Raw genomic sequence first — 22,343 nt, 5'->3', positions numbered from 1 at the left:
GCGCCCCTTGGGTGACGCGGCCTCTACGTTGGGAGGGGCGACCTGTCAACAGGCTTGAACATGCTTTTGCCCAAGCCCCGGTTTTTCAGGGTTTTCACGCGGTGAACGCCCTTTAATCCCTGCCACGAATCTGTTTCGGGCGCGTGATAATGCGATTTATCCACAGACTAATGCCGCAAAATCAGCACTTTTCATATTTCCAATTGCGCCTTTTCCCTTCCCCCATCCATTCCACCGCCTGAGCGATACGGCGGGCGCGGGTGGCGGGCGCTTTGGCCTCGACAATCCATTCCAGATAATCGCGCCGATGCGAGGGCGCGAAACCCTCGAACACCGCCCTCGCCGCCACATTCTCCGCCAGAGCCTCTGTCAGATCATCAGGAACGGCAATCTCCGCCTTGGGCGCCTTGGGCGCGCGGGCGGCCTTCTTCGCCCCCGACAGGCCCTGCGCGGCCTCCATCAGCCGCATCCGAAACGTATCAGGATCGGGCAGGTCGTCCATGCTGGCGATCTTGCCATAGGCGCCCAGCCCATCATCACGGTGGCCCTCCTCGCCCCCCTGACGCCCCGCGCCATGGATCACAAAGGCGCAATGGGCCTTGAACGCCGCCATCCCGGCCAGATTCCTACCATTGAGCGTGAAATGGGGCATCGACCATTTGATCGTCTCGCCCAGCCCCGGCACGGCCTCATGCACCGCGCGGCGCAGATGGATCAGGATCGGCCGCGCGAAATCGGGCGCGGCCGCGATATAGGCATCGATTCTCTGATCCATTTGCTCTCCCTTTTAAACGGCCACTGGCGCTCCCAATTTCCCTTGGGGCGCGTAATCCAGCACCGAGAAATCCTCGATCCGGTAATCAAAGATGCTCTGCGCCCGCGGCGAAATCGCCAGCCTCGGCTCGCCCGAGGGCACGCGCTTCAACTGTTCCTCGACCAGATCGCCATGGTTGAGATAGAGATGCACATCGCCCCCCATCCACACCAGTTCGCCCGGCTCCAGCCCGGTCTGCGCCGCCAGCAGGCGGACGAACAGCGCCGCGCCCCACAGGTTGAACGGCACGCCCAGCGCCAGATCCGCGCTGCGCTGATAAAGGATGCCCGACAGGCGCCCATCGGCCACATGGAACTGATAAGTCTTGTGGCAAGGCGGCAGCGCCATCGCGTCCACCTCGGCCACATTCCAGCCTTCGACGATATGGCGGCGGCTGCCCGGATTGGTTTTCAGCGCATGGACCAGATCAGCCACCTGATTGACCCCTTGCCCCAGCCGATACAATCCATTGCCCGCAGGCTCATACGTAGGCCAGTTCACCCATTGCTTGCCATAAACCGGGCCCAGATCGCCCCAGCGCGCGGCAAATTCCGCATCCGCCACGATCCGCGCGGAAAAATCCTCGCGCGTGATCTGGTCCCCCGTCTCGCGCCGATAATGCGCCAGCGGCCAGTCGGTCCAGATCTCGACCCCCTGCGCGCAGAGCGCCCGGATATTGGTGTCGCCGGTCAGGAACCACAGGAATTCGCGCGTGGCGGTTTTCCAGAACACCCGCTTGGTGGTGACCAGCGGCATGCGCCCATCGGACAGATCGCAGCGAATCGTCGCGCCAAACAGCGATCGCGTGCCGACCCCGGTACGGTCACGCCGCTCATCGCCCGTTTCCCAGATCTGGCGCATCAGATCGAGATATTGCCATTCCCAATGGCGGCGAGAGCTGGAACTGTCGGTCTGCATCCCCCTCATCTAACGCCGCCCCGCGCCGAAAGCCACCGGCAATCGCCCCGCATCTCCTATGGGTATTTGCGGAACTCGTGCACGCGAAATGCCAAAGTCTACCGTAGTAAAACGGGCGAATATCATTCTCATGGGTTGCCCGCGTTGAAATCCGTCATCCTTCCCTATCGGCAACTGGCCATTGTCCAATTGGCGCTGGCGATCGTGCTGATGCCGCTGATCGCGCTGTGGCCGCGCTCCGGGATGGCGATGCTGGTGCTGCCCCTGCCGGGACACAGCGCAGGGGCCGCCCTTTGGGCCAGGCAACAGGGCCTGCCCCTGACCGGACGGGGCATAGCACAGGGCAGCCTGATCCTGATCGGGCGCCGCCCCTATACGCCTTTTTCCGCGCTGAAGGCCGGAGCGCTGGTTTTCGCCGTTCCATCTTCGCTTTGCCAGTCTCCTCCAACCCCGCAATCTGCAAATCACCAAGGATAGACCATGAAGGAAATCGTCAATCTGCGTCATCTGGGGATGAAGGCCCTTGTCGGCGTATGCTGGCTCATCACTATTCTGGTGCTGATCGGCAGCATGATCGCCGGTTCGGGCTTTGCCCCGGTGCTGCTGGCGCTGGCGCTGGTTGCGGTGCCGACGCTGCTGATGATGGCGGGCAAGGATGACGGCGTGGCGCGCATCGCGATCGGCGCCACGCTGCCCCTGTTCAGCGCGGTGCTGCTCTATCAATGGAGCGACGCCACATGGCAGGTCGATCTGCACATGACCTTCTTTGCGCTGATCGCCATGCTGCCCATGCTGGTCGACTGGCGCCCGATTGTCGCTGCCACGGTGGTCACCGCGCTCCACCATCTGCTGCTCAGCTATATCGCGCCTTCGCTGGTGTTTGGCGCGACGGGCGATCTCTTTCGCGTGGTGCTCCATGCGGTGATCCTGCTGGTGGAAACCGGGGTGCTGATCGCGCTTGTGCATAAATTGTCGCAGGTGATGATCCAGCAGGAGGCCGCGCAGGAGGAAAAGGAACGCGTCACCCTTGCCGCCGAGCGCGAGCGCGAAAGCGCCGAAGCCGAGCGGCGCGAGGTGGTCGAGGAAATCGGCACCGCGATGCAGGCGCTGGCACGCGGCGATCTGGGCCACCGGCTCAACCGCCGTTTCCCGCCGCAGTTCGAGGAATTGCGCGAGGACTTCAACCGTTCGGTGGGCGATCTGGCCGCGCTGGTCAGCCAGGTCTCGCGCGCATCGAGCGTCATTCAGGCAGGATCGGCCGAAATGCGCACCGCCAGCAACGATCTGGCCATGCGCACCGAGCAGCAAGCCGCCCGCGTCGAACAGGCAGGTTCGACCATGCAGCGCCTTGTCGAGGCCGCGCGCAACACCGCGCATAACGCCGCCTCGGTCAATGCCGCGCTGGATCATGCCCAGCAAAGCGCCAATGACGGCCAGCATGTCGTCAGCCGCGCCATGGCGACGATGGAACTGGTCGAAAAATCCGCGCAGGAGATTCGCCAGATCATCACCCTGATCGACGGCATCGCGTTTCAGACCAATCTGCTGGCCCTGAACGCCGGGGTCGAGGCCGCGCGTGCGGGCGATGCGGGCAAGGGCTTTGCCGTGGTCGCCAATGAAGTGCGCGCTCTGGCCCAGCGCAGCGCGGATGCGGCCAACGGCATCAAGCAATTGATCGACACATCCACCCATCAGGTTTCCGAAGGCGTGGCGCAGGTGCTGCAGACCGGCGAGGCGCTGCAGGGCATCATCGGCCAGATCGGCCAGATCGCCCAGGCGGTGGGCGCGATTGCCGATGCGGCCTACAGCAATGCCGAGGATCTTTCGGCCGTGGGCGACACGTTCCGCATCCTTGACCAGTCGACCCAGCAGAACGCCGCCATGGTCGAGGAAAGCAACGCGGCGCTGCAGGCGCTCTCGGGCGAAACCAACGTGCTGATCAACGCCGTGGGCCGGTTCAGCGGGGAGAGTTCGGAAGGGCAATCCGGAGGCCGCATGGGGCTGGCGGCGTAACGGTCGCCTGTGGAAAACTTTGAAAAGCCGGGATTTCTGCGGTTTTTTGAAAAAATGCATCGGTTTTTGAAAAAACTTGCCACTTGCCGCTTGCCAAGGTGAATACCCCCCTATATAGGCGCGCTCCTGCCCAGCGGCGCTCTTAGAGAGCCGCACCGGTCGGGGAATAGCTCAGCCTGGTAGAGCACTGTCTTCGGGAGGCAGGGGCCGGAGGTTCGAATCCTCTTTCCCCGACCATTTTCTCTCTTTTGGAGAGATACAGGATAAGGCGGCCTTCGGGCCGCCTTTTTCTTTGCGTGCAAGATATTTGCCCCGGCCACCGCACCGCCCACCTAGGCCCACCGCGACAATTATTAACGCAAATTTCACAACCTGATCCTAACTTTCATCCAATTTCGCGCTTCAGGGGCAAGCCATATCCATGTCCGTCATTGCCAAGATCCAGCGGGCCAGTTCACAACCAGACGCTCGGCCCGCCCGGTCCGCGCGCAATGACATGCTCGCGCTGGCCATTGCGGTGACGGCGACATGCATGGTCGCGGCCATCGGCGGCAAGGCGCTCTCGCAGGTCTGGGCGCGGGCCAGCGGCATCGGGCTTGGCCCGGATCAGCTTTTGACCAACGCGCTTTTGCTGAACATCGCGCTCGTCATCTTTGGCTGGCGCCGTTATCAGGATCTGCACGGCGAGGTCATGGCCCGCCGTCAGGCCGAGGATCTGGCCCGCCAGATGGAGCAGTCCGATCCGCTGACCGGCTGCCTCAATCGCCATTCCTTTGCCCCGCGCGCCAATCAACTGCTGGCCTCCTTGCGTGAGCGGGGCGAGACGGCGGCGCTGGTGATGCTCGACATCAACGACTTCAAGGTCATCAATGACAAGATCGGCACTGCCGGCGGCGACCTGCTGCTGACCGACACGGCGCGGCGGATCGAGGCGCTTTTGCCGCCCGAGGCCTTGCTGGCGCGTCTGGGCGGCGATGAATTTGCCTGCGTCATTCCCTTTGCGCCCGGTCATCCCGAGCGCGTGGACCATATTGCCGACGCCATGCTGGCCGCGATGGACCGCAAGCTGGAAAATCACCGGCTGAGCGCCAGCGTGGGGCTGGCCAGCGGCGACCGCCAGAACCGGCTGGGCAATGGGCCGATCGACGCCAATGGCCTGCTCCATCTGGCCGAGGTTGCGCTGTTCCATGCCAAGAAGCAGACGCGCCCTGCCCCGCTGTGGTTCGAGGAATCGCTGGAAACCGAATTGCGCTATCGCTGCGAACTGGAACTGGCGATCCGCGAGGCGATTCCGGCGGGCGAATTCGTGCCCTATTATGAACAACAGGTCGATCTGGCCACCGGCGAGGTCTTGGGCTTTGAAATGCTGGCGCGCTGGCATTCGCCCACTTTTGGCCTGATCGGGCCGGATGTGTTCATCCCGATTGCCGAGGAAATCGGCGTCATTGCCGACATGTCCGAATCGCTGATCCGTCAGGCCCTGCGCGATGCGCGCGAATGGGACCCGCGCCTCACGCTCTCGGTCAATATCTCGCCGCTGCAATTGCGCGATCCGTGGTTTGCGCAAAAACTGCTCAAGCTGCTGGTCGAGGCGCAATTCCCGCCCCAGCGTCTGGAGGTGGAAATCACCGAGACCAGTCTGCACCAGAACATCGCCGTGGTGCAGGCGCTCGTCACCTCGCTGCGCAATCAGGGCATCACGATCAGCCTCGATGATTTCGGCACCGGCTATTCCTCCTTTGCGCAACTGCGCAAACTGCCCTTTGATCGGATCAAGATCGACCGCAGTTTCGTATTGGCCATGCAGGAGGATTCCGACAGCCGCACGATTGTGGAAACCATCGCGCTGCTGGGCAAGGGCCTTGGCCTGCCGGTCACGGCCGAAGGGGTCGAATCGGCCGAATTGCTCGAAAGCCTGCAATCCCTGGGCAGCTTCAAGGGTCAGGGCTATCTCTACGGCAAGCCCCAGCCCGCCCAGGCCACGCGCGAATTTCTGGCGGAACGTGACCTGCTGGCACCCCACGCCCATGACGTTTCGCTAGCCGGCAGCCGCCCGGACGCCCCCGAAAGCGAAAGTGCCGATCCTGTCATGCCGCAAGAGTGGCGCCGCACCGCCTAAAAGGGTGGACCTGAGACGCCAACAGGCATAGAGCGCGGCCCATGCGCATAGGTTTTGTCAAGATGCACGGGCTGGGCAATGATTTCGTCGTCCTTGATGGGCGCAGCGAAGCCCTGCCCGAAATCACCACCACGCTGGCCGCCGCGCTGGCCAACCGCCACACCGGCATCGGCTGCGACCAGCTGGTCGTGCTGGACGGGTCGGATGTGGCCGATTTCCGCATGCGGTTTTTCAACGCCGACGGCAGCGAAAGCGGCGCCTGCGGCAATGCCAGTCGCGCCGTGGGCCTGCTGCATGGCCGCCTCGCCCGGATCGAAACACAGGGCGGCATCCTGACCACTGAGCCTAGCGAGGCGGGGATCAGCGTCGACATGGGCGTGCCGCGCTTTGACTGGGATGCGATTCCGCTGGGCTTTGCCATGGATACGCTGACCATGCCGGTGGGCTGGGAAGATTTGCAGGACCCCACGGCGGTCAATGTCGGCAATCCGCATGTGATCTTCTTTACCCCCGACACCGATGCCGTCGATCTGGCCCGCATCGGCCCGATCATCGAGCATGATCCGCTGTTTCCCGAGCGCATCAACGTCAATGTCGCCACCATCGTCTCGCGCAGCGCCATCCGCCTGCGCGTATGGGAGCGCGGCTCGGGCATTACGCTGGCCTGCGGCACGGGGGCCTGCGCAACGGCGGTGGGTGCGATGCGCCGGGGCCTTGTGGACCGCCGGGTCGAGGTCACGCTGCCGGGCGGCCGCCTGATCATCGAGTGGAATGCCGATGGCCGCATCATCATGACCGGCCCTGCCACCGAAGCCTTTCGCGGCAGCTTCGAGCTTTCCGATTTCCCTGCATGAGCGTTGAGGTCGTCTCGCGCGTTGAAGTCGTCTCCTTGGGCTGCCGGATGAATCTGGCCGAAAGCGAGCGGATGCAGGCGATGCTGGCGGGTGAAACCGATCTGGTGGTCATCAATTCCTGCGCCGTGACGGCCGAGGCGCTGCGCCAGACGCGGCAGGCCATCCGCCGCGCGCGCCGTCATCGCCCAGACGCGCGCCTGATGGTGACGGGCTGCGCCGCCGAAATCGAGCGTGAGGCGATTGCCGCCATGCCCGAGGTGGACGGTTTGATCGCCAATGCGGCCAAGCTGGATGCGCGGGCGTGGAATGTGCCCGATCTGGCCCCGGTGGCGGCGCGCTCGGCGGGCCATACGCGGGCCTTTGTCGCGGTGCAGAACGGCTGCGATCACGCCTGCACCTTCTGCGTGATCCCGCAAGGGCGCGGGCCTTCGCGTTCGCGCCTGGCGACCGATGTAATTGCCGAGGTGCGCGAACATGTCGCGGGGGGGGTTGGCGAAGTGGTGCTGACGGGGGTGGACCTCACCTCTTGGGGACAGGATTTCGGACTGCGTCTGGGCGCGCTGGTTTCCGCCATCCTGCGCGAGGTTCCCGAACTGGCGCGCCTGCGCCTGTCCTCGGTCGATGGGGTGGAGATCGACCCGGAACTCTTCGACCTGCTGGCCGGGGAAGCGCGGCTGATGCCTCATCTGCACCTCTCGCTGCAACATGGCGATGATCTGATCCTGAAACGCATGAAGCGCCGCCACAGCCGCGCCGACGCGCTCGATCTGGTGGCGCGGTTGAAGGCTCTGCGCCCCGATATGGCGATCGGGGCCGACATCATCGCCGGTTTCCCCACCGAGGATGAGGCCGCCCATCAGGCGAACCTGTCGGTCATTGTCGAACTTGCCATCGTCCATGGCCATATCTTCCCCTATTCCCCCCGCCCCGGCACGCCCGCCGCGCGTATGCCGCAGGTGGAGCGCGAGGTGGTCCAGGAGCGCGCCGCCGCCCTGCGCACAGCCGTGGCGGCCCAGCGGCAGGCATGGCAGGAAAGCCTGATCGGGCGCCCTCAAACGATTCTGGTCGAACGCGACGGCACAGGTCATGCGGAAAATTTCGCCTCCATTCGCGCGCCTGCGGGCGCACGGCGCGGGGCCATCATCACCATCACACCCACATTTTTGCTTGAAGGAATGCTGGCATGAGTGCCGATAGCTGGTCCGACCGTTTGCTGGGCGGTTTTGCCAAGACGACCGACCGCCTGACGGGCAATATCGCCGGTCTGCTGGGCGGGGCTTCGCGCCTGTCCGAGGATCAGCTCGACGATCTGGAAGATGCGCTGATCCTGTCCGACCTCGGCCCGCGCGCGGCCGCCCGCATCCGCGAGCGTCTGGCCGCCACGCGGTTTGAAAATGGCGTCGATGAAACCGCGATCCGCGAGGCCGTGGCCCAGGAAATCGCCGCAATCCTGCGCCCGGTGGCCAAGCCGCTGGATGTGACCGCCTTTCCGCGCCCGCATGTCGTGCTGGTCATCGGCGTCAATGGCAGCGGCAAAACCACGACCATCGCCAAGCTCGCCCATCTGTTTCAGGAGCAGGATTACGCGGTGATGCTGGCGGCGGGCGATACGTTCCGCGCGGCGGCCATCGGGCAGTTGGGCGTCTGGGCGGATCGTCTGGGCGTGCCCATCGTCAAGGGCCCCGAGGGCGGCGATCCGGCCAGCGTGGTGTTCGACGCGGTGAAGGCCGCGACCGACAAGGGCACCGATGCGCTGATCGTCGACACCGCAGGCCGGTTGCAGAACAAGCGCGAATTGATGGACGAACTGGCCAAGATCCGCCGCGTTCTGGGCCGGTTGAACCCGGCCGCGCCGCATGACGTGGTGCTGGTGCTGGATGCCACCAACGGCCAGAACGCCTTGGCCCAGATCGAGGTGTTCCGCGAGGTGGCGGGCGTGACCGGGCTGGTGATGACCAAGCTGGACGGCACCGCACGCGGCGGCGTTCTGGTGGCGGCGGCCGAGCAATATGGCCTGCCGATCCATGCCATTGGCGTGGGCGAAACCATCGACGATCTGCGCCCCTTCGACCCGGACCTTGTAGCCCGTGTGATCGCCGGGGTTGCGGCATGAGCGCGACGAAGAAGAAGTCAGGCTGGCTCAATATCCTTATCGATTATGGGCCGATGCTGGCCTTTTTCCTCGCCTATCGCGCGTGGCGTCCGGCGGGCAGCGAGGCGGGGATCGGCGATGTCGTGGCCATCACCAAGAGCACCGTGGTTTTTATCGGCGCCACGCTGGTCGCGCTGATCGTATCGAAATGGCGGCTGGGGCGGATCGCGCCGATGCTGTGGCTCTCCTCGGGCCTCGTCGTGTTCTTCGGCGGGCTGACAGTGCTGCTGCATGACGCCACATGGGTGCAGATCAAGCCGACCGCGATCTATGTCGCCAGCGGGCTGGCCTTGCTGATCGGGCTGATGCGCGGCCATGCGCTGCTGAAAATCCTGCTGGAGGATGCCTTTGCGGGCCTGTCCGACGAAGGATGGATGAAGCTGTCGCGCAACTGGGGCTGGTTCTTCCTCTTCCTCGCCGTGCTGAACGAGGGGCTGCGCCATTTCTACAATCAGGCGAATCACAATTTTGACACATGGCTGGCGATGAAGATCTGGCTGTTCATGCCGCTGTCCTTCCTCTTCACCTTTGCCCAGATGCCGATGCTGTTGAAGCATGGGCTGGGGGCGGAAGAGGATTCCAGAGAGGATTGAATGCGAGGGACTCGTCCCTCGCGCTCCCGCCAATGTCTGCGCGGCGCCAAGGGTTCGGCGTTAGGTGTCGGACGCGGCATTGAAAATTAAAAGGCCTGCGGCGCTGGTTGAAGGCGCCTCAGGCCTTTTTATGAAAATGGTCCCAAAGCGCGAGGCTTCAGGACCACTCCAAAATCAGTAATGGGGGTGCAGGGGGACAAGTCCCCCTGCAAAAATCCATCGCGAAGCGAAGTGATTAACCCTGCTGATCCGCGCGCGAAGCGCCTTCACCGTCGAGGTTGGCTTCGACGAACGCCCAGTTCACATGGTCGAGCAGCGCGTCGAGATAGCTGGGACGCAGATTGCGATAGTCGACGTAATAGGCGTGTTCCCAGACGTCGAGCGTGAAGAGCGGCTTGACGCCTTCATAGGCCACCGGGGTGTCGGCATCGTGATAGCTCGTCACCTTCAGCTTGCCGTCTTCGAGCACCAGCCAGCCCCAGCCGCTGGCGAAGTGGCCGGCGCTTTCCGCCTTGATCGCGGCCTTGAACGCGTCCAGCCCGCCCAGATCGGCATCGATCTTGGCCAGCAGTTCAGCGCTGGGAGCGGTCTTTTCCGGGCTCAGGCCCAGCCAGTAGAAGGTGTGGTTCCAGATCTGGGCCGAAGCGTTGAACAGCTTCTTGTTACCCGCAGCCTTGGCGGCCGCGATCACTTCGAGCAGGCTCTTGCCTTCCAGATCGGTGCCCTTGATCTGGTCGTTGGCCTGCGTGACATAGGCATTGTGGTGCTTGCCATGGTGATAATCAAAGGTTTCGGCCGAGAGGACGGTGCCAAAGGCATCCTTGGCATAGGGCAGTTCGGGAAGAGTGAAGGCCATGACTTTCTCCTGTGTTATCGCGAATCCCCGGCCCGGGGCTTGATCTGTGATATGGGCATCAAAGCGCGGATCGGCCACCGTGCAGAACGAAAAATTCTGTAGGACGGGAAAGTTTCCCCTTCCCGCCCCTTTATTTAGATCTCGACCTGGCTGCCCAGCTCGACCACGCGGTTGACGGGCAGGCGGAAGAATTCCATCGCGGAGGCCGCATTGCGCATCATCCACGCAAACAGCTTTTCGCGCCAGATCGCCATGCCCGGCTTGGACGAAGCGATCAAAGTCTGGCGCGAGAGGAAGAAGCTGGTCTTCATCATGTCGATCGGTTCGCCGTCCAGCGTCACGCCTTTAAGCGCGGAGGGCACATCGGTGTCCTCAAGGAAGCCGAACTTGATCGCCATTTTATAGAAGCCCTGACCGAAATTCTTCATCTCAATCCGCTCGCCATCCTCCAGCACCGGCACGTCCTGAATGGCGATGGTCAACACGACCACGCGCTCATGCAAGACCTTGTTGTGCTTGATATTATGCAGCAACGCCGAAGGCACCCCGCCCCGCGTCGACGACATGAAAATCGCCGTACCCGCCACGCGCTGGGCGCTGGAATGGGCGCTCTTGGCAAAGACCTCGAAGGGGATCGTGCCCTCGGCCATGCTGGCCCGCATCAGCGCGCGTCCCTTGGACCATGTGGTCAGCAGGGTGAAAATCGCCAGCCCCATCACCAGCGGCACCCAGCCGCCATCCGGGATCTTCGTCAGATTGGCCGAGAGATAGCCGAAGTCGAGCAACGTAAAGACTACCAGCAGGGGGATCGCCAGCCACTTGGCCCATTTCCAGACCACGAACAGCATCACCGCCAGCAGGAAATTGTCGATCATCATCGCGCCCGTCACCGCGATGCCATAGGCCGCCGTCAGGTTGGACGATTCCTTGAACACGAACACCAGCAGGATCACCGCGATCATCAGCGCCCAGTTGATGACGGGAATATAGATCTGCCCGGCATTCACACTGGTGTATTTGATCGACATGCGGGGGATAAAGCCCAGCTGGATCGCCTGCTGCGTGACCGAAAAAGCCCCGGTGATAACCGCCTGCGACGCAATGATCGCGGCCAGACTGGCCAGACCCAGCAAGGGCCATTGGAACCATTCGGGCGCGAGGAAATAGAACGGGCTGGCCAGAGCAGGCGCACCCACGCGCACCAGCAAGGAGGCCTGCCCCAGATAATTGAGCACCAGCGAGGGCAGCACGATGGCCAGCCACGACAAACGAATCGGCGGGCGCCCAAAATGGCCCATATCGGCATAAAGCGCCTCGGCGCCCGTCACAGCCAGCACCGCCGAACCCATCGCCAGAAACCCGCGCATCGGATCGGCCACGAACATCGCGGCGGCAAAATGGGGGGAAAGCGCGGCCATCACGCCAGGATGCTCCAGAATGCTCATCACGCCCAAGACCGCGATCACCGCGAAATAGACCAGCATGACCGGGCCGAAAAAGGCCGCAACCTTGGCCGTGCCCCGGCTCTGGATCAGGAACAGGCCGATCAGGATCACCACCACCATCGGCACGACCGCGCCATGCATCCCCGGTTCGTAAACGGCCAGACCCTCGATCGCGCCCATTACCGAAACGGCGGGGGTAATCATCGAATCGCCATAAAACAGCGAGGTGGCAAACACGCCCAGCAGCACGATGCCCGCCGACCAGCGCTTGCCCGAAATATGCTGGTTGACCAAAGCCAGCAGGGCCAGCGAACCGCCCTCGCCCCGGTTGTCCGCGCGCATGATGATCGAGACATATTTCAGCGTCACAATCACCATCATCGACCAGAACATCAGGCTGATGATGCCGTAAATATGCAATTGATCGAGAGGCAGGCGGTGATGACCGGCAAAAGTGTCGCGCATCGCGTAAAGCGGGCTGGTGCCGATATCGCCAAACACCACGCCCATCGCCCCCAGCGCCAGCTTGGGCAGGCTGCCATGCGATCCGTGATGGTTGGAAGAGTGTTCGACCTTATCGGTCTCGCCCGGCTGCGCCACTGGCTGCATCATGCCTATGCCCCTGAGTCGCCGCGAAAAGCGGCAAGGCCCGGCGATTAGCAGCGCGGCAATGCCCCGGCAACAGCCGTTTGCATCCCCGCCGCGCTGCCTGATCGCTTATTGCGGTGCGGCCATAGGAGCGGCCATGGGAGGCGCCATCGGCGCGCCTTGCGGGGCGGCGGCCTCGGCCTGCGCGCGCTGGCGCAGCATAGCCATCAATTCGTCCAAGCGCTTCAAACGCATGGCAATATCATCGCGCCACGGAGCATCGGCAGGCGCCTTGGCCACCAGATCGGCCCAAAGACTGCGCGTTTCATCAAAACGCCCCGCCCGCGCCATCGCCAGTCCAAGGAAGAAGGATGGCCCGGGCGCCTTGGGATCGGCGTTCTGCGCCTGGCGGAAGGCATAGAGCGCGGCCGGGGAGAGATTGCCCTCGGCATGGCTGACCAGCGCATTGGCAATCGCCAGCCACGCATCGCCATTCTTCGGATCGGCCTCAACCGCCCCGCGCAAAACCGTTGCCGCCTCGGCATATTGGCCATGCATCGCCAGCGCATCGCCCGGCACGACCCAGCGGTTTTTGGTCGGGTCCACGCCGGACAGCTTCTGCCGCTCCTCAACCAAGGCCTTGCCATTGCCGGCCGCCGGGTTGCTCGGCGCCTTCATGGCCGAGGGCATCGTCGGCTGTCCCTGCAGCGCGTAACCGGCAAGGCCCACCATCAGCGCGGCGGCCACCGCCTCCCAGCCCTCACGCCGCCCACGCATCAACATGAGCAAAACCGCCAGCACCAGCACCACCAGCGCGATCAACACCACCCAGGTCATGCCTCATTCTCCTGCCCGCCGGTAAATCTTTTGCGGAGCAAAAACGCCGCGAGCGCCACCAGCAGCAGAGGCGCGGCAAACAGCGGCCATGTCGCGGCGCTGACGCGCGGCTCATAGCTGACATAATCGCCATAGCGCTGGATCAGCCAAGCGCGAATCGCCTCGGGGTCCTCGCCCGCCGCGATGCGCTCGCGCACTTGGCTGCGCATATCGCCCGCGATCGAGGCATCCGAATCGGCAATCGACTGGCTCTGGCAAACCAGACAGCGCAGCGTTTCCATCAACGCCTTGGCCTTGGCCTCCTGCGCCGGGTCGGGCAATTGGCGATAGGCCCAGGGCGCTGGCGGCATCGAATCGTCGGCCCATGCGGGAGCCGCGAACATCAGCACCAAAGCAGCAAAGAACGCGCGGATCATCACTGCGCCTCCTTGAGCAGACGGATGATGTCGGGGATCTGCTCGGGGCGGATATCGCCGATATGCTGGTAACGGATCACGCCCTTGCCATCGATGACAAAGGTTTCCGGCACGCCGCTCGACCCGATGGCCAATTGCACCGCCGACACGTCATCCGCGCCGATGCGGGCATAGGGATTGCCATATTGCCCCAGGAACGCCGCCAGATCGGCCTTGTGATCGCGGATGGCGATGGCGTTGATTGTCACGCCCTGACGGCGCAATTCCTCCAGCACCGGCGCCTCGGCGCGGCATGGGATGCACCAACTGGCAAAGATGTTCAGCAACTGCGGCTTGCCGGTCTGAAAATCACCCGTGGCCAGACCGGGCCGCTCATCGGCCGCCGCGCGCAGGGTGAAGGCGGGCAAAGGCTTGCCCACCATCTGGCTGGCGATATCGGTGTTCTTGGGCTTGACCAGCCCGACCACCACCAGCGCCACGAAACCGGCAAACAGCACCAAAGGCAACCACAGCGCCCAGCGCGGGGCCTTGGCGGGACTGTCCTTACTCATGCCGCATCTCCCTTGGCCGCATCTCCATGGGCCAAAGCCGCCACTTCATCGCGGCGGTTTCCGCCCTTGGCCCGCGCCATGCGGCGCTTCAGGTCCTGCGCCACGCGGCTGAGCAAAGCCAGACCGCCGCCAAGCGCCACCAACAAGCCGCCGATCCAGATCAGCGGCACATAGGGCTTCCACCAGAGGCGCAATTGCCAGCGGCTCTCGCCCTTGTCCGACAGGGTTTCATCACCCAGCACCGTGTAAAGCTGACCATTCCAGCGGCCCTTCAGCGCCGAAACCGCATTGGTCTGCAGCGGCGCCCAGAAAGTGCGCGATTGTGGGCGCAGCGTCACCTCGGCCCCGCCATCATAGCGCGCCTTCAGAACGCCTTCCATCGCCGTCCAGTTCGGCCCGGCAATGGGCGCCACCTCGGCCAGGCGGATGCTCCACGGGCCAACCTGATTGACTTCACCCACCTTGGCGGCGACGAGCTTTTCGACCGTAAAGGCGCTGTCCGAGGCCATGCCGAACAGGGCCACGCCGATCCCGGCATGGGCAATCACCATGCCCCACAGGCTGAGCGGCGCGCGCAGCACCGAACGGCCCCGCAGCGGCAGAAAGGAAGCCACGACCAACGCAGGCCCCAGCGCCAGCCCCAGCAGCGGCAGCACATGGCGCACGCCCACCGCAAAGGCCCAGCCCCCCGCCGCAATCGCCACCACCAAAGGCAGCGCCAGCAGCGGCGAGATGCGCGAGAACTTGTCCCGCCGCCAGCGCAGCATCGGCCCAAAGATCAGCACGACAAACATCGGCACCGCAAACATCGCCGAAACCGGCGTGAAATAGGGCGGGCCAACCGAAACCTTGGTCCCCATCGCCTCCGTGAACAGCGGATAGAGCGTGCCGATCAGCGTGATGCCAAGGATCGAGGAGAGCATGACATTGTTGAACACCAGCGCGCCCTCGCGGCTGGTGATGGCAAAACGCTCACCCTCGGTCACGGTGGCGGCGCGCAGGGCGAAGAGCAACAGGGCCCCGCCGATATAGATCGCCAGCAGCGCCAGAATGAACCCACCTCGCCGCGGATCGACCGCAAACGCGTGAACCGAGGTAAGAATGCCCGAGCGCACAAGGAAGGTGCCGACCATCGACATCGAGAACGCCACCACGCCCAGCATCACCGTCCACGCCCGCAGCGCATTGCGCGCGGCCAGCACAGAGGCGCTGTGCAGCAAAGCGGTCGCGGCCAGCCACGGCATCAGCGAGGCATTCTCGACCGGGTCCCAGAACCACCAGCCGCCCCAGCCCAGCACGTAATAGGCCCAATAGCTGCCCGCCGTGATGCCCACGGTCAGGAAGATCCACGCGCCCAGCACCCAAGGCCGCATCGCACGGGCAAAATCCGGCCCGACCTGACGCGTGATCAGCGCGCCAATGGCAAAGGAGAAAGCGATCGAAAGCCCGACATAGCCCAGATAGAGCGTGGGCGGATGAAACGCGAGGCCGGGATCCTGCAGCAGCGGGTTAAGCCCATTGCCATCCTCGGGCGCCGGATAGAGGCGGGCAAAGGGATTGGAGGCAAACAGCAGGAAGGCATAGAAGCCAAGGCTGACAAAGGCCTGCCCCGCCAGCGTCGCCATCATCGTGGGTTCGGGCAGGCGGCGCTCAACCGCGGCGACAAACGCCCCGCCCAGCCCCATCACCGTCACCCAGAGCAGCATCGAGCCCTCGTGATTGCCCCAAGTGCCCGCGATCTTGAACATCAACGGCTTGGCCGAATGGCTGTTTTCCGCCACCAGCTTGACCGACAGATCGGTCTGCACAAACAGCCAGATCAGGATACCCAGCGCGGCGGCGGCCAGCACCCCCTGCACCATGGCCACCGGGCGCACGATGCCCGCCATCCCCTTGCCATTGGCCGTCAGCGACAGGCCGCCCGCCAGCAATTGCAGGCCGGCCAAAGCCGCCGCCAGCCACAACAGGCCCAAACCGATTTCAGGAAGCACGGGGGGAAATCCTCACTTGGTGTTTTCGATGGCTTTGCGGGCCTGCTGCATATCTTTCATCTCGCGCGGCACGTATTTCTCATCGTGCTTGGCCAGCAGATTGTCGGCCACGAAAGTGCCGTCGCGCCCCAGCTTGCCCTCGGCCACAACGCCGCTGCCCTCGACGAACAGGGCGGGACGGATCCCTGCAAAGCGCACCGGAATGCGCGCCTTGCCGTCGGTGACGATGAAATTGACCGTGACGCCATCGGGCGCATTCTTCATGCTGCCGCGCTCGACCATGCCGCCCAGACGCACGGCCCGATCCGCTTCCGGCGGATTGGCGGCCATATCGGCGGGCACATAGAAATAGCTGGCCTGACTGCGCAGCGCCCATGTCGCCAGCAGACCCGCCCCGATCAGCGCCACCAGCGCGATGCCCAGCAAAACCAGACGTTGATGTTTGGCCCGAACCGCCATTTAACCCTCGCGTACCTTGTCGCGGCGTGCCTCGGCCCGGCGCATTGCCAGCCAGCTATAGACCGCCAGACCCAATGTTGTCGCGCCCCCTAATGCATAGGCGGCGATCACGAATTGCCATTGGTCAAATGTCTCGGTCATTACCAAGCCTCCCCGGCGACCGGGGCCTGCGCCCGCATGGCTTTGCGGCGCAAACGCGCCTCTGCCTGTTCATCGGCCAGAATGGTGCGCATACGCGCCATCACGATGCCGCCAAAGATCAGAGAAAACCCGACCGTGGCGATCAGCAGCGGCACGAGGAAATCAGCCGCCATGGCCGACTTGCCCATCGTGATACTGGGCGGCTGATGCAGGCTGTTCCACCAGGTGACCGAATAATGGATCACCGGGATGTTAACCGCCCCCACAAGGCCGAAAATGGCGGTGATGCGGCTCTGCCCCTGCCTGGCCTGCTGGCTGCCGCGCGCGGCGGCGTCGAGCGCCATATAGCCGAAATAAAGGAACAGCAGCACCAGCATCGAGGTCAGCCGACCATCCCACACCCACCATGTGCCCCATGCCGGACGGCCCCAGATCGAACCGGTAATCAGGCACAGCGCGGTAAACACCGCGCCGGGCAGCGCCACCGCCCGAGCGGCAATCCCGGCCAGCGGATGGCGCCAGACGATTTCGGTAAAGCTGGCAATCGCAATCGCGCTCCACCCGCCCATACCCAGCCAGGCGGTGGGCACATGAAGGTAAACGATTCGCACCGTATCGCCCTGAAGCGCATCGGCGGGGGCAAAGAACACGCCCCACACCAAGGCCCCCGCAGCCAGCGCAAAGCCCAGCAACAGGCACAGCGGCGTGGCCCAGCGGGCAATACGCAGGAAACGGGCGGGATTGGCAAAACCGTGCATGACCGATCAATAACCGCAAAAGCGCCGACCCTTTCGGCGCGCGCCCTTGCTTTGGCAGGCCGCATCGCGCGCGGCAAGGGGGCCATGGGGCCAGCACCATGGTTTTTACGCGTATAGGAACGGCGGCAAAAAGCAGAAAGGGCAATAAAAAAGCGGCCCGCAAAGGCCGCTGCTGCTTGTAAAAATGGGGCGATTAATGGGGCTCGAACCCACGACCTCCGGTACCACAAACCGGCGCTCTAACCAACTGAGCTATAATCGCCACACAATTTTTGCGGGGTTTTTCAACCGCGCCGTCCCTGCCGGGAGCGGCCCTTTGCACCAGCTTGGCGAAGATGGAAAGAGTTATTTTCACTTTTCCGTGAAAATTTTTCCCACACCGCCCATTTCGCTCATACCCCAAGGCAGAGCAGGCGCGCGACAGGCCGGTGCAGGCCCGCCGCGCCCCATAAAACGCTTACTTCTTGGTGAGCGAAAGCCCGCCAAAGCGCTTGTTGAACTGCGCCACGCGGCCGCCCTGATCCAGCAGACGGGCGTTGCCGCCGGTCCATGCCGGGTGCGAGGTCGGGTCGATGTCCAGCGCCAGCGTGTCGCCTTCCTTGCCCCAGGTCGAGCGGGTCTGGAAGGTCGTGCCGTCGGTCATCTGCACGGTGATGAAGTGATAATCGGGATGGATGTTAGCCTTGGCCATGGCATTCGCTTTCACAAAAAACGACCGGTTCCGACCGGCCTGAATGAGAAGCGGCGCGCATAGCCGCGCACCGCCTGCTTGTCCAGTTGAATCAATCCTTGGGCGGGTCGGCGATCATCGCGGTAAAGTTGACCTCGCAGGTCACCTTGCCGTCAATCTCGGCCTTGCCCCAGAATTTGCACACACGCGCGCGCTTCTGGATAAAGCCCACCTTGAGATCGAGCAGCACGCCCGGCTCAACCGGAGCGCGGAACTTGGCGTCCTCGATGCTCATGAAATAGACCAGCTTGTTACTGCCGGCCAGTTCCAGAGTTTCAATGGCCAGAATGGCCGCCGCCTGCGCCAGCGCCTCGATCTGAAGCACGCCGGGCATGATCGGGCGGCCGGGAAAATGGCCCTGAAAGAACGCCTCGTTGAAAGAGACGGCCTTCACCGCATGGATGTCCTCGCCGATGTTCAGCGCGGCAACCCGATCCACCAGAAGCAAGGGGTAACGATGAGGCAGCGCCGCCAGAACCTTGCGAATATCATATGTCAGCGGCGCCGCGGCTGCGGCAATATCGTCGCTCATCCTATCCCCCTCGTCTCTTCTCAGCGGCTCTCGTTGGCCGGAGCCTGCTGCTGCTGTTGAGCGGCAGCTTCACGCGCTTCGCGCGGCTGCCAACCGGCGGGCGGCACGATCTGAACGGTGGGCAGAGCCGTGTTCAGCTCGGTCAGGATCTGCTGGTTGAGGTTATAGGCATTGGTCGCGGCCAGAATGGCTTCGGGGTTGAGCAGCAGCGTGACACCCGCCTTGCTCATCGCGGTCTGAACGGCGGCGGCGCGCTTGTCCATGATCTGCTCAAGCACATAGGCGTCCGACAGGCGAACCGGTTCGACGATCTTTTCGATCTCGGCCTTGCCCTGTTCCTGGATCTGCTGAACCTGCTGCTGGGCAGCGGCCGCCAGAGCGTTCACATTGGCGCCGGGCGCGGCGCGATCCTTCTGGAACTTGTCCACGATCGGCTTGATCTGGGCGTTGAGCGCGGCTTCCTTGGCCTTGGCGGCGTCAAGCTGCGCCTTGTAGGTCACTTCGCGGTCCGCCTGCGCCTTCTTGAAGGCCAGCGAATTGGCGACGACCGCGTCGAGGTTGGCAACCGCCACGCCGTTGACGCCGGCCGAAGCGGTCGCAGCCGGAGCGGCAGCGGCGGGCTTGGCAGCCGGAGCGGCCAGAGCAGCCTGCGAAATACCAGCCAGCGCGGCCAGAGCGATAATCTTGGCAAAAGTTTTCATCAGAACTGGGTTCCCACGTTAAATTGGAAGGTCTTGGTATCGTCGCCCACTTCGTGCAGCAGCGACTTGGCAATATCGATGCGGAACGGGCCAAAGGGCGAATTCCAGTTAAAGCCAACGCCGATCGCGATACGCGGACGCGGGCTGTCGCCGTAATAGAATTCCTTGAACGGGCTGATGTTGCTGCCGATCGCGGTATTGGCCGCACCTGTTGCAGTGTTGGTCTTGCTGGTGGTCGTGACCACGCTGCCGTCGGTGTTGGTTTGGGAATAAAGCGCGTTGCCGCTGGAATCGCGCGAAGGCACAAAGATCGAGCAGCCCACATAGCCGCAAATCGCGGTCGAATCCTGCAGATTGGGCTTGGTAATGCCCCAGACCGCGCCGGCATCCAGGAAGATCGAGGGGCGGATGCCCATTTCCTTGGCGCCCGAACCCAGCGGAATTTCCACTTCGGCGTGGAACAGATAATAATATTTGCCGCCGACCGAATCCTGCGTCCAGGAATTCTTGTCCGTGGTCAGGACATAGGTGCCCGTGCTGTCGGTGGTATAGGGCTTGCGCACCACGCGCGGACCGATGCCGCGAATGTCGAAACCGCGCATCTGCGGTTCGCCCAGATAGAAGCGGTCGGTCAGGAACACGTCGTCCACGCCGTCAATGTGGCGGCTGCTCAGCGCCTTGATCGCCCCGGCCTCGCCCTTCAGCGAGAAGATGAAGCCCTTGCCCAGCGGGTAGAACTGCGAGGCATTGGCGCGGATACGCGCATAGCGCACATCGCCGCCCAACCCGGCGAAATCGACGCCCAGCGAGCCGGAGCGGCCGCGCGTGGGACGCACGCGATTGTCCAGATTGTCATAGATCAGCGAGGCGCCGACGATCGAGGACAAACGCTTGCCTTCCGCGTCGCACAGATAGCGGCCCGCCAGCAGCGGATTACAAGCCAGAACGCCGGCCGTATTCTGCGTGTAGAATTGCGTCTTGTCCAACGACACATTGTCATAGTTGAGCGTATAACGCCCCACCAACGACATGAATTCGGTCACCGGGAAGCCAAGGCGGGCCTGAAAACCGGTGGTCGAATTGCGATACAGCGAATTCGAGTTCGAGCTGTAATAATTGTAGTTGTTATAATCGCGCCGATAGATGTCGATGCCCATCGAGACATTCTTGTCCATCAGATAAGGCTCGGTAAACGACAGCACGAGGCTCTTCGAATAGCGCGAGACCGAGCCCGACAGGCCGATCGTCTGACCGCGGCCACGGAAGTTGTTCTGGCGGATCGAAGCCTGGAAAATGAAGCTTTCAAGGCTGGAATAACCGGCTGAAAGCTGCAGTTCGCCGGTCGGCTTCTCCTCGACGTTCGCTTCCAGAATGATGCGGTCGCGCGCCGATCCGTTGACCTGCTTGACCTCGAACTTTTCCTGGAAATAGCCGAGGCTCTTGATGCGGTTGGTCGAGCGCTTCACCTGCACCGAGTTGAACGCGTCGCCCTCGGCCAGACGGAATTCGCGGCGCACCACCTTGTCCTGCGTCAGCGTGTTGCCGTTCACGTCGATCCGCTCGACATACACGCGCGGCGCTTCCTGAAGGTTGAAGGTGACGCCCATTTCCAGGTTCTTGGCGTCGCGCTGATAATCGGGGCGCGCGTCGGCAAAGGCATAGCCGAACACACCGACCGTCTCGTTCATCTTGTCGATCGTGTCTTCGACCAGCTTGGCATTGTACCACTGGCCCTTCTTCATCGGCAATTGCTTGGCCAATTGCGCGCCGTCGAAATCGCGAAGCTGGCTTTCCACCTTCACATCGCCGAACTTATAGCGCTGCCCTTCTTCGACCACATAGGTGATGATAAAGTCGCGCTTGTCCGGCGTCAGCTCGGCCACGGCGGAAACTACGCGGAAATCGGCATAGCCCTGCGTCAGGTAGAACTGGCGCAGCTTCTGCTGGTCATAGGCCAGCTTGTCCGGATCATAGGACGTGTTCGAACGGAAAATATGCAGCGGGCGCGCGGTCTTGGTGATCATCGCGGCCTCAATTTCCTTGAGGCTGAAATGCTCATTGCCGATCACGTTGATCTGGCGGACCTTGGACTTGGGCCCTTCGTTGATTTCAAAGACGATATCGACACGGTTCTGATCCAGCCGCACCATCTTGGGCTCCACCGTCGCGGCGAAACGGCCCTGACGCTTGTAGAGCTCGATGATGCGCGACACGTCCGCGCGAACCTTGGACCGGGTAAAGATCTGGCGCGGGGCCAGCTTGATTTCCGGGTTGATCTTGTCTTCTTTCAGGTGCTTGTTGCCCTCAAGCACGATGCGGTTGATGACCGGGTTTTCCTTGACCGTAATCACCACGCGGCCGCCATCATTGCGCACTGACACGTCGGCAAACAGTTCGGTGGCGTAAAGATCCTTGAGCGCCTGGTCGGCGGCGGCCTCGCTGTAGGGCTGGCCCGCGCGCATCTGGATATAGGACAGGACCGTATCGGGCTCGAGACGCTGCGCACCTTCGACCGTCAGCGACAGGATCGGCTCGGCCGCAACCGTGGCCACCGGCTGGGCAGCAATCGCCGGGGTTGCCGCAGGAGTAGCAGCAGGCTTGGCCGCCGGAGCAGCAGCCGTGGCCGCAGGGGCGGACTTTTGCGCCGGACGTTCGGCCGCAACGGCCATCTGGGGCACGCCCGCCAGGATCGTCGTGCCCAGCAAGGCCATGCCGATCTGGCCCAGGCGCGTCATCTTATCCGTATTTGCCTGCCCGAAAGCCATATTCCGATCCATCTTCGACACGGTACTTCCCATCCTTAGCAACCGTCGGTCACCCGATCGGTCAATGCGCCCCCGACAATCGACCCCCATCAGGCGGCCAGCTGCACGGT

Annotated in this window: 22 protein-coding genes and 2 tRNA genes; 8 read left to right on the top strand and 16 right to left on the bottom strand. The window is 63.2% G+C overall.

All coding sequences use genetic code 11. The annotated features are described in order from the left end of the window. Positions 1-181: 181 nt before the first annotated feature. Both FHW92_RS07695 and thyA read right to left on the bottom strand, forming a co-directional pair. Complete coding sequence (locus tag FHW92_RS07695) at positions 182-775, bottom strand: YdeI/OmpD-associated family protein (RefSeq protein WP_168602650.1); 594 nt, start codon at positions 773-775, stop codon at positions 182-184. Positions 776-787: 12 nt separating this feature from the next. Continuing rightward, positions 788-1,741, bottom strand: a complete 954-nt coding sequence (gene thyA / locus FHW92_RS07690) for a thymidylate synthase (RefSeq protein WP_172249224.1) — start codon at positions 1,739-1,741, stop codon at positions 788-790. 135 nt (positions 1,742-1,876) lie between these two features. On the opposite strand from thyA, the gene FHW92_RS07685 reads away from it, so the two are divergent. The 8 genes from FHW92_RS07685 to FHW92_RS07650 all read left to right on the top strand — a co-directional run bounded on the left by FHW92_RS07685 (position 1,877) and on the right by FHW92_RS07650 (position 9,463). After that, a complete protein-coding gene (locus tag FHW92_RS07685) occupies positions 1,877-2,209 on the top strand; it encodes a hypothetical protein (protein WP_168602649.1) in 333 nt (110 codons plus the stop codon). A gap of 3 nt (positions 2,210-2,212) precedes the next feature. Next, entirely contained in the window at positions 2,213-3,745 is a 1,533-nt protein-coding gene (locus tag FHW92_RS07680) for a methyl-accepting chemotaxis protein (RefSeq protein ID WP_168602648.1), read from the top strand. A 160-nt stretch (positions 3,746-3,905) separates the two neighbouring features. Beyond that, positions 3,906-3,982, top strand: a tRNA-Pro gene (locus FHW92_RS07675). A 184-nt stretch (positions 3,983-4,166) separates the two neighbouring features. Continuing rightward, entirely contained in the window at positions 4,167-5,864 is a 1,698-nt protein-coding gene (locus FHW92_RS07670; RefSeq protein WP_168602647.1) for an EAL domain-containing protein, read from the top strand. A 41-nt stretch (positions 5,865-5,905) separates the two neighbouring features. Continuing rightward, complete coding sequence (gene dapF, locus FHW92_RS07665) at positions 5,906-6,718, top strand: diaminopimelate epimerase (RefSeq protein ID WP_168602646.1); 813 nt, start codon at positions 5,906-5,908, stop codon at positions 6,716-6,718. Then, positions 6,715-7,905 carry a tRNA (N(6)-L-threonylcarbamoyladenosine(37)-C(2))-methylthiotransferase MtaB gene (mtaB, locus tag FHW92_RS07660; protein ID WP_168602645.1) on the top strand — a complete coding sequence of 397 codons (1,191 nt, stop codon included), beginning with the start codon at positions 6,715-6,717 and terminating at the stop codon, positions 7,903-7,905. The genes dapF and mtaB overlap by 4 nt, the downstream gene beginning before the upstream one ends. Then, a complete protein-coding gene (ftsY, locus tag FHW92_RS07655; protein ID WP_168602644.1) occupies positions 7,902-8,831 on the top strand; it encodes a signal recognition particle-docking protein FtsY in 930 nt (309 codons plus the stop codon). Before mtaB ends, ftsY begins: the two co-directional genes overlap by 4 nt. Further along, on the top strand, positions 8,828-9,463 hold the full coding sequence (locus FHW92_RS07650; RefSeq protein WP_168602643.1) for an inner membrane-spanning protein YciB: 636 nt from the start codon (positions 8,828-8,830) through the stop codon (positions 9,461-9,463). Before ftsY ends, FHW92_RS07650 begins: the two co-directional genes overlap by 4 nt. A gap of 235 nt (positions 9,464-9,698) precedes the next feature. On the opposite strand, the gene FHW92_RS07645 is transcribed toward FHW92_RS07650, so the two are convergent. The 14 genes from FHW92_RS07645 to bamA all read right to left on the bottom strand — a co-directional run bounded on the left by FHW92_RS07645 (position 9,699) and on the right by bamA (position 22,203). After that, entirely contained in the window at positions 9,699-10,319 is a 621-nt protein-coding gene (locus FHW92_RS07645) for a superoxide dismutase (protein ID WP_168602642.1), read from the bottom strand. A 134-nt stretch (positions 10,320-10,453) separates the two neighbouring features. After that, a complete protein-coding gene (locus FHW92_RS07640; RefSeq protein ID WP_168602895.1) occupies positions 10,454-12,274 on the bottom strand; it encodes a potassium transporter Kup in 1,821 nt (606 codons plus the stop codon). 207 nt (positions 12,275-12,481) lie between these two features. Next, positions 12,482-13,189, bottom strand: a complete 708-nt coding sequence (locus FHW92_RS07635; RefSeq protein ID WP_210428397.1) for a tetratricopeptide repeat protein — start codon at positions 13,187-13,189, stop codon at positions 12,482-12,484. Beyond that, positions 13,186-13,605 carry a cytochrome c-type biogenesis protein gene (locus FHW92_RS07630; RefSeq protein WP_168602641.1) on the bottom strand — a complete coding sequence of 140 codons (420 nt, stop codon included), beginning with the start codon at positions 13,603-13,605 and terminating at the stop codon, positions 13,186-13,188. Before FHW92_RS07630 ends, FHW92_RS07635 begins: the two co-directional genes overlap by 4 nt. Next, entirely contained in the window at positions 13,605-14,156 is a 552-nt protein-coding gene (locus FHW92_RS07625) for a DsbE family thiol:disulfide interchange protein (protein WP_168602640.1), read from the bottom strand. Before FHW92_RS07625 ends, FHW92_RS07630 begins: the two co-directional genes overlap by 1 nt. After that, entirely contained in the window at positions 14,153-16,147 is a 1,995-nt protein-coding gene (locus FHW92_RS07620; RefSeq protein ID WP_168602639.1) for a heme lyase CcmF/NrfE family subunit, read from the bottom strand. The genes FHW92_RS07625 and FHW92_RS07620 overlap by 4 nt, the downstream gene beginning before the upstream one ends. 12 nt (positions 16,148-16,159) lie before the next feature. Next, positions 16,160-16,606 (bottom strand): cytochrome c maturation protein CcmE, encoded by a 447-nt coding sequence (ccmE, locus tag FHW92_RS07615; protein ID WP_168602638.1) that lies wholly within the window; start codon positions 16,604-16,606, stop codon positions 16,160-16,162. Further along, positions 16,607-16,747 (bottom strand): hypothetical protein, encoded by a 141-nt coding sequence (locus FHW92_RS07610; RefSeq protein ID WP_168602637.1) that lies wholly within the window; start codon positions 16,745-16,747, stop codon positions 16,607-16,609. Next, positions 16,747-17,505, bottom strand: coding sequence for a heme ABC transporter permease CcmC (ccmC, locus tag FHW92_RS07605; protein WP_168602636.1), 759 nt, complete (start codon positions 17,503-17,505; stop codon positions 16,747-16,749). The genes FHW92_RS07610 and ccmC overlap by 1 nt, the downstream gene beginning before the upstream one ends. 185 nt (positions 17,506-17,690) lie before the next feature. After that, positions 17,691-17,767 (bottom strand) — tRNA-His (locus tag FHW92_RS07600). Positions 17,768-17,962: 195 nt separating this feature from the next. Beyond that, positions 17,963-18,196 (bottom strand): 50S ribosomal protein L31, encoded by a 234-nt coding sequence (rpmE, locus tag FHW92_RS07595; protein ID WP_168602635.1) that lies wholly within the window; start codon positions 18,194-18,196, stop codon positions 17,963-17,965. A 91-nt stretch (positions 18,197-18,287) separates the two neighbouring features. Next, positions 18,288-18,767 (bottom strand): 3-hydroxyacyl-ACP dehydratase FabZ, encoded by a 480-nt coding sequence (gene fabZ, locus FHW92_RS07590; protein WP_168602634.1) that lies wholly within the window; start codon positions 18,765-18,767, stop codon positions 18,288-18,290. Positions 18,768-18,787: 20 nt separating this feature from the next. After that, a complete protein-coding gene (locus tag FHW92_RS07585) occupies positions 18,788-19,468 on the bottom strand; it encodes an OmpH family outer membrane protein (RefSeq protein ID WP_168602633.1) in 681 nt (226 codons plus the stop codon). Then, positions 19,468-22,203 (bottom strand): outer membrane protein assembly factor BamA, encoded by a 2,736-nt coding sequence (gene bamA, locus FHW92_RS07580; protein WP_168602632.1) that lies wholly within the window; start codon positions 22,201-22,203, stop codon positions 19,468-19,470. Before bamA ends, FHW92_RS07585 begins: the two co-directional genes overlap by 1 nt. Between the last annotated feature and the right edge of the window lie 140 nt (positions 22,204-22,343).

It is taken from the genome of Novosphingobium sp. SG707 (assembly GCF_012275515.1).
Classification (GTDB): domain Bacteria; phylum Pseudomonadota; class Alphaproteobacteria; order Sphingomonadales; family Sphingomonadaceae; genus Novosphingobium.
Note: the sequence above shows the minus strand (reverse complement) of the source record. Positions and strands in the feature narration are given on the sequence as shown.